The sequence below is a fragment of the Colwellia sp. E150_009 genome (genome assembly GCF_053543955.1).
The window spans coordinates 44,552-50,830 of record NZ_JBHFOM010000032.1 but is presented as its reverse complement, the minus strand read 5'-3'; the positions used below and the strand labels follow the sequence as shown (position 1 = coordinate 50,830).

The following is a 6,279-nucleotide window of genomic DNA, read 5'->3' as shown; positions in this document are numbered from 1 at the left end:
ACTAATGAAATCCTCATCAGTAATATCATCGGCTTTCGTAAATGTTGTGAATTCCATAACTGTTGGTTTAACTTGGTTTAATCGTAGCATTGCCTTTCCTTGAGGTGTTAAAAATTATTTCTATACCAAGTTAGACGATACTATTTGATAGGTGTGACAAAGTAATCGAAAAGATATTAAAGTGTGGGATTTATTATTTCGTATTTAAGAGATAGACTCTAGGTCAATAAGTCCCGATCGTAAGTGCTCCAAAAATACTTTGACTTTATCAAGTGGATATATTTTGCCTGAGTAAAACGCATATAACACTAGATCTTCTGGTTCGCTGTTAAGTTCAATGTTAATAAGAAAGCCATTATCTATTTCTGTTTGACATGCATGTGTGGGTAAAATGGCAAAGCCAAGTCCTTTTAACGCACCAGCCTTGGCTATGTTACCGCTGTTAACCTTATAGCTGGATTGCACTTGAATAGTTTGCTTTTTCTTAAATCGCCATGGCATGCCTTGTAGCACAGATAAAGTGGTAATACAGGGGACTTTGCTTAAATCATCCAATGAACGTGGCAATGGATGTTTTTTAAGAAGCTCTGGTGCGGCAACCACAGAGCTTGGCCAACGCAGGATTTCCTTAGCGACCCAGCCTGAATCTTCCAATCTCCCACGGCCAAAGCTCAGTACCAGATCGAAGCCATCTAACAAGCCTTCTTTTGGATTTAATTGGGTGTCACAACTTAGTTGTATTCTAGGATACTCTAAGCAAAAATCCGCGATTATCTCAGCCATAAAAGGGAGGTCTGGCAAGATTATTTTAAGATGACCAGCGAGAGAATTACCATATAGTGAGACTTCTTCAAGGGTATCATTCATTGCTTGTGTGAGTGGTGAGATTGACTGATAGAATTGCTTTCCTGATGCAGTAGGAATCATTTTACGCGTAGTGCGTTCCAATAATCGTAAATTAAGCTGTTGCTCCAATAAAGCGACATGGCGACTAATATTCGATGTTGGCAATTGAAGTTGCTCTGCTGCCAGTTTAAAACTCAATTTTTCATATACGGCCTGAAAGCTAAGTAACCACTGAATTTCAATTTTTTCAATCATTCATTCACTCAAAAAATGGGATTAACAAAACAATAATAACTTATTTATCCTAAATTGTGGACTTGTAATAATCACTAACGAAGTTTATTAACGAGGTAGCATAGATGAAAAATAACAATAGAATTGCCATTGTCGGCGCAGGTGTAGCAGGAATAGCACTGGCGATATTGGCAACAAAGCAGGGGTATCAGGTGAGTTTGTATGAACGTGATAGTAAGATCTCGTCCATTGGAGCCGGTGTGACCTTATGGCCCAATGCAATTTTTGTACTGCAACAGATGGGCTTGGAAAAAGAAATAAAGCGAATGGGCGGTGTACCGAGTTGTATGCGTCAATTTAATCAATATGGTGTTCAACAAGGCAAGTTTAATATTGAAGACGTGAACATACTGAGTGGATTTCCCAGTGTGACTATATTGCGACATGATCTCATGGACATACTGGCCAAGGCACTAAACGATTTAGGTGTGCAAATACATTTCAATTGCCCAATGACAGCGCAAGATATTGATGCATTAAAGCAAGAGTTTACACTAGTGGTAGGCGCTGATGGGCGAATGAACTCAGTAGTACGCCAAACAATATACCCAGAAAAGGTGAAGCCCTGTTATCAGGGCTTCATTAATATTATTGGTATTAGTCGGCTGGAGGAAGGTGATTTAGATAACGCCATTCATGATTTTCGCGGCTCAGGTGAGCGCTTTGGCATTGTACCGATTAAAGCTGGTTTATGTTATTGGGCAGGGGGATGGAGTACTTCTATTGATAAAGATCGGCCTTTATCCACTTGGTACGACGAGATGCATCAGCGTTTTATGAACTGGCCTGACCCAGTAAAAAATGTATTGAAATCTTATGAGAAATCGTCGCTCAATCGTATCTTTGTTCATGATCTTGATCCACTGCCCTATTGGCATCAAGACAATGTTCTAATTATTGGAGATGCTGCACATGCACCTTTGCCTACTTCTGGTCAAGGGGCATGTCAGGCGTTGGAAGATGCCTGGCATCTTGCCCGATGTTTAGAAAAAAAAGATGTACTAGATAACATCCTAACAGGCTTTTATCAACAACGTATCGTTAAGACTTCTGCGGCTCAAACCGCGGGGAGACAATTAGCACAGCAAATTTTTTCAGACTATTCTGAACCTCAGCCCTCTGTTTCAGGTATTTCCGCTGAGCAGTTAACCGAGTTATGGATGCAAGGATTAGTGATGAATGAAACATAAGTTTCGTGGCCTTCCTGTCGAATACTCGTGCTCCTAACAACAAGATGGTATATCAGATCCCTTAAAAAATGCTTATTGCTTCTATTTAATAATAGATAAAGGCAGCGGATAAACCGCTGCTTTAGATGATTTCCAGTGGTTTCTTTGCAAATAAAGAACTCATCTTAGAAAGTCCTACACATAGCTGCCCATTAGAAATGAAATAAGAATGATCGGTTTGAGCTTAATCAGCCTCACAAATAAGCAGTAAATTTCGGTTATTATTGATACTGTTAGCTTCTGCTTAGCGCACAAAGTAACCATAAAAAAAGGCCGAAAATTTCGACCTTTTTAGTAATTCCAGTATGCAACTTTATTACTCTTCCACAGCTACACAAGCTATAAATGAAAACTTACTCAACCGTAACCGACTTAGCTAAGTTTCTTGGTTGGTCAACATCGGTCCCTTTGATAATGGCCACATAGTATGAAAGTAATTGTAACGGTATGGTGTACACAATTGGGGCGATTAATTCGTCACAGATTGGTACATCAATAACTTTCATGGTGTCGTCGCTAGAAAAATTAGCGTTAGAATCGGCAAATACATACATTAAGCCTCCACGTGCGCGTACTTCTTCTACGTTTGATTTTAATTTTTCAATTAAGTCATTTTTTGGTGCAACAACAATGACTGGCATTTCTGCGTCAATTAACGCTAATGGGCCGTGTTTTAACTCACCTGCAGCGTAGGCTTCTGCGTGGATATATGAAATTTCTTTAAGCTTTAATGCCCCTTCCATTGCAATTGGGTATTGATCACCTCTACCTAAGAATAGGGCGTGATGTTTATCGGCAAAATCTTCTGCTAAATCTTCAATTGAACTGGCTAATGCCAGTACTTCTTCAAGTTTGCTTGGTAGCGTCATTAATGCTTTAGCAATGTTGCTTTGTATTACTGTACTCATACCATGAGACTTACCTAAAGCTAACGTCATCATCATTAAGCCAACAAGTTGGGTAGTAAAGGCTTTGGTTGATGCAACGCCAATTTCTGCGCCAGCTTTGGTCATAAAGGCAAGATCAGATTCTCGCACTAATGATGAACCATCTACATTACAAATAGTTAAACTAGCTTGATAGCCTAGCTCTTTTGCTAAACGTAAAGCTGCCAGTGTATCGGCAGTTTCACCTGATTGAGAGATGGTAACTAATAATGCATTTTTAGGTACATGAGATTTTCTGTAACGAAATTCACTGGCTATTTCTATGTTACAAGAAACTCCCGCTAAGGCTTCTAGCCAATAACGCGCAACCATGCCAGAATGATAGCTTGTGCCACAAGCAATAATTTGTACATGCTCAATATTTTTGAAAATATCTTCTGCACCCGCACCGAAGGTATTCATATCAAGGGTATCACCAACTAAGCGCCCTTCTAAGGTGTTTCGTATCGCCGTTGGTTGCTCGTAGGTTTCTTTGAGCATGTAATGACGGTATTCCCCTTTATCACCACTGTCATGATTTACTGAAGCTTCTTTTGCTTCTCGTTCTACTGATTCACCATGAATATCGTACACATTCACATCAAATCGAGTGACTTCTGCTACATCACCTTCTTCTAAAAAAGAAAATTTACGGGTAACAGGTAATAACGCCATCATGTCTGATGCAATAAAGTTTTCACCTAAACCGTAGCCAATAACTAATGGGCTGCCGGAGCGTGCAACAATAATTCGGTCTTTGTCTGTACTGTCCATTACCACGGTGCCATAGGCACCTTCAAGTTGTTGAACTGTTTTTTGTACTGCAGCAAGTAATGTATCACTGTTTTTTAATTCATGGTGTACTAAATGCCCAATAACCTCTGTGTCTGTTTGAGAAACAAACTCATAACCATAGCCTTTAAGGAGATTACGTAAGGTTTCGTGATTTTCAATAATACCATTATGAACAACAGCAATATTACCACTAGAAAGATGTGGGTGAGCATTCACTTCGCTCGGAGCTCCATGTGTAGCCCAACGAGTATGCGCAATACCTGTACCACCGCTAAGCGGATTATCTTGTATTGCTTGTGCAAGTTCTTGCACTTTTCCTAAACGCTTAGCACTAACTAATAGATTTTGTTGATCTATTGTTGCAATACCTGCTGAATCATAACCTCGGTATTCTAAACGTCTTAGTCCTTCAACTAAAATTTCTGCTACATCACGTTGTGCTACTGCACCGACTATGCCACACATAGTGTATATCCTTTGTTTTAATTAATGGCTTTAGCGCATATTAAGTTTACGCCTTGAGCTACTAGTTGTGTTCTGACTGATTCAGACAAGTCATCATCAGTAATGAGGGTGTGTATTTGTTGCCATCCTAATTCTAAATTAGGTATTTTTTTAGCTATTTTGTCAGACTCAATCATAACAATAACTTCACGCGCCACTTCTGCCATTACTCGGCTTAAGCCTGTTAGTTCGTTAAACGTTGTAGTGCCTCGTTCAATATCTATGCCATCAGCCCCAATAAAGAGTTGATCAAAGTCATATGAACGGAGTACTTGTTCAGCTACTTGCCCTTGAAAAGCTTCTGAGTTTGCATCCCACGTACCACCTGTCATCAATAACGTTGGTTCATTCTCTAAGGCATGAATTTCGTTGGCTATACTCAATGCATTTGTCATTACTACTAAGCCTTTTTTATTTTCTAACTCACACACTAAAGCTGACGTTGTTTGACCGCTATCAATAATAATGCGGTTATGATCACGAATCAGTGTTGCTGCATGTTTAGCGATTATTTTCTTTTGCTTAGAAAGCTTTTCAGTTTTAGGTTCTGTTATTTCACTTGGTAGTGCTATCGCACCACCATAACGGCGTAAGAGCAAGCCGCTGTTTTCAAGCGAAGCCAAATCTTTTCTAATAGAAACTTCAGAAATATCAAATTGTTTAGCTAAACTATCAACACTTACTTCACCATTAATATTCAACTCTGCAATAATGCTATGGCGACGTTGCTGGGTATTTCTCTTTGACATAACGTTATAGATAAATTTTCAGTTGAGTTTCATTTGTGCTGTATTATGTTTCATTTCGAAAGTTAATGCAATAAATCTATACTTTACTTTGTCAGAATATAAGGTAAAAACTCAGGACATATTTTACTGTTTTTAATTCATCATGCATGATTGAATTTAGGTTATTTATTGGTAAAAACAGCCTAAATTACTCATTAAGAAGACGATTGTATTCAGGTGTTTTACTAAATTCAGCCGCTGCTTGTTGTAATTGATTTACTATTTTTTCATCGCTATTTTTATTTAATGCAATATAACCCATTCGTTGATTTTCTATTGTGATTTTTTTATAGCTAATAGTAATATTGGACTGATTAATAGCCTGTAAGCTAGTTTCTACATTATTAGGGTCAGAATAAATTAAATCTACCCGGCCATTAAGTAATAAATTAAGCATTTTATTGCTATCAGAAACAATATAAATATTTTCTTGCTCTGAAAAACCCGCGCTAATTAGCTCTTTATGTGCAGCAGAACCTAAAATAACAGCCGTAAGTTTTTTCTTTGCTTGTTCCATGGTTTCAACATAACTCTCTGGTTTACTTTTTAACGAAATAAACACACGTGCTGCTTGGCTTACTTTAATTATCCAATGAAAGTTATCTTCTCGTTCAGGTGTTCTGAACATACTTAAAATCAGCGTATTGGGTATGTTTTCAGCTAAAAATACAGCACGAGCCCAAGGAATATAAGCAATATCAGCACTAAGCTGTGTTTCTTTCAACAGGGCATTAAGAATTTCAATAGTAGGACCTTTATGCTCACCATTTTCTTGATATTGAAGTAATGGATTTGAAAAGGCAACAACCTGTAAATCAGCCGATATTTTGTTTTGTGCAAAAGACAATACCGGTTGAACACAAAGTAATAATAGAATTATTATTTTATAAAACATGT

General features: G+C 38.1%; 5 protein-coding genes. 1 reads left to right on the top strand and 4 read right to left on the bottom strand.

Features of this window, described 5'->3' with window-relative positions:
• Window positions 1-204: 204 nt before the first annotated feature.
• On the bottom strand, window positions 205-1,101 hold the full coding sequence (locus ACE1OF_RS13855; protein WP_448895236.1) for a LysR family transcriptional regulator: 897 nt from the start codon (window positions 1,099-1,101) through the stop codon (window positions 205-207).
• A gap of 104 nt (window positions 1,102-1,205) precedes the next feature.
• On the opposite strand from ACE1OF_RS13855, the gene ACE1OF_RS13850 reads away from it, so the two are divergent.
• Window positions 1,206-2,330, top strand: coding sequence for an FAD-dependent monooxygenase (locus tag ACE1OF_RS13850; RefSeq protein ID WP_448895235.1), 1,125 nt, complete (start codon window positions 1,206-1,208; stop codon window positions 2,328-2,330).
• A 392-nt stretch (window positions 2,331-2,722) separates the two neighbouring features.
• Here the strand turns inward: ACE1OF_RS13850 and glmS are convergent, their stop codons facing one another.
• The 3 genes from glmS to ACE1OF_RS13835 all read right to left on the bottom strand — a co-directional run bounded on the left by glmS (window position 2,723) and on the right by ACE1OF_RS13835 (window position 6,229).
• Window positions 2,723-4,555, bottom strand: coding sequence for a glutamine--fructose-6-phosphate transaminase (isomerizing) (glmS, locus tag ACE1OF_RS13845; RefSeq protein WP_448895234.1), 1,833 nt, complete (start codon window positions 4,553-4,555; stop codon window positions 2,723-2,725).
• 17 nt (window positions 4,556-4,572) lie between these two features.
• The gene (locus ACE1OF_RS13840; RefSeq protein ID WP_448895233.1) at window positions 4,573-5,343 is read right to left on the bottom strand and encodes a DeoR/GlpR family DNA-binding transcription regulator; all 771 of its coding nucleotides are present in this window, start codon (window positions 5,341-5,343) and stop codon (window positions 4,573-4,575) included.
• Between the two features lie 187 nt (window positions 5,344-5,530).
• Window positions 5,531-6,229 (bottom strand): substrate-binding periplasmic protein, encoded by a 699-nt coding sequence (locus ACE1OF_RS13835; protein ID WP_448895232.1) that lies wholly within the window; start codon window positions 6,227-6,229, stop codon window positions 5,531-5,533.
• Between the last annotated feature and the right edge of the window lie 50 nt (window positions 6,230-6,279).

Coding starts and splice junctions, on each gene's coding strand:
- ACE1OF_RS13855 (WP_448895236.1), bottom strand. CDS start 1,101: ATGATTGAAAAAATTGAAATTCAGTGGTTACTTAGCTTTCAGGCCGTA.
- ACE1OF_RS13850 (WP_448895235.1), top strand. CDS start 1,206: ATGAAAAATAACAATAGAATTGCCATTGTCGGCGCAGGTGTAGCAGGA.
- glmS (WP_448895234.1), bottom strand. CDS start 4,555: ATGTGTGGCATAGTCGGTGCAGTAGCACAACGTGATGTAGCAGAAATT.
- ACE1OF_RS13840 (WP_448895233.1), bottom strand. CDS start 5,343: ATGTCAAAGAGAAATACCCAGCAACGTCGCCATAGCATTATTGCAGAG.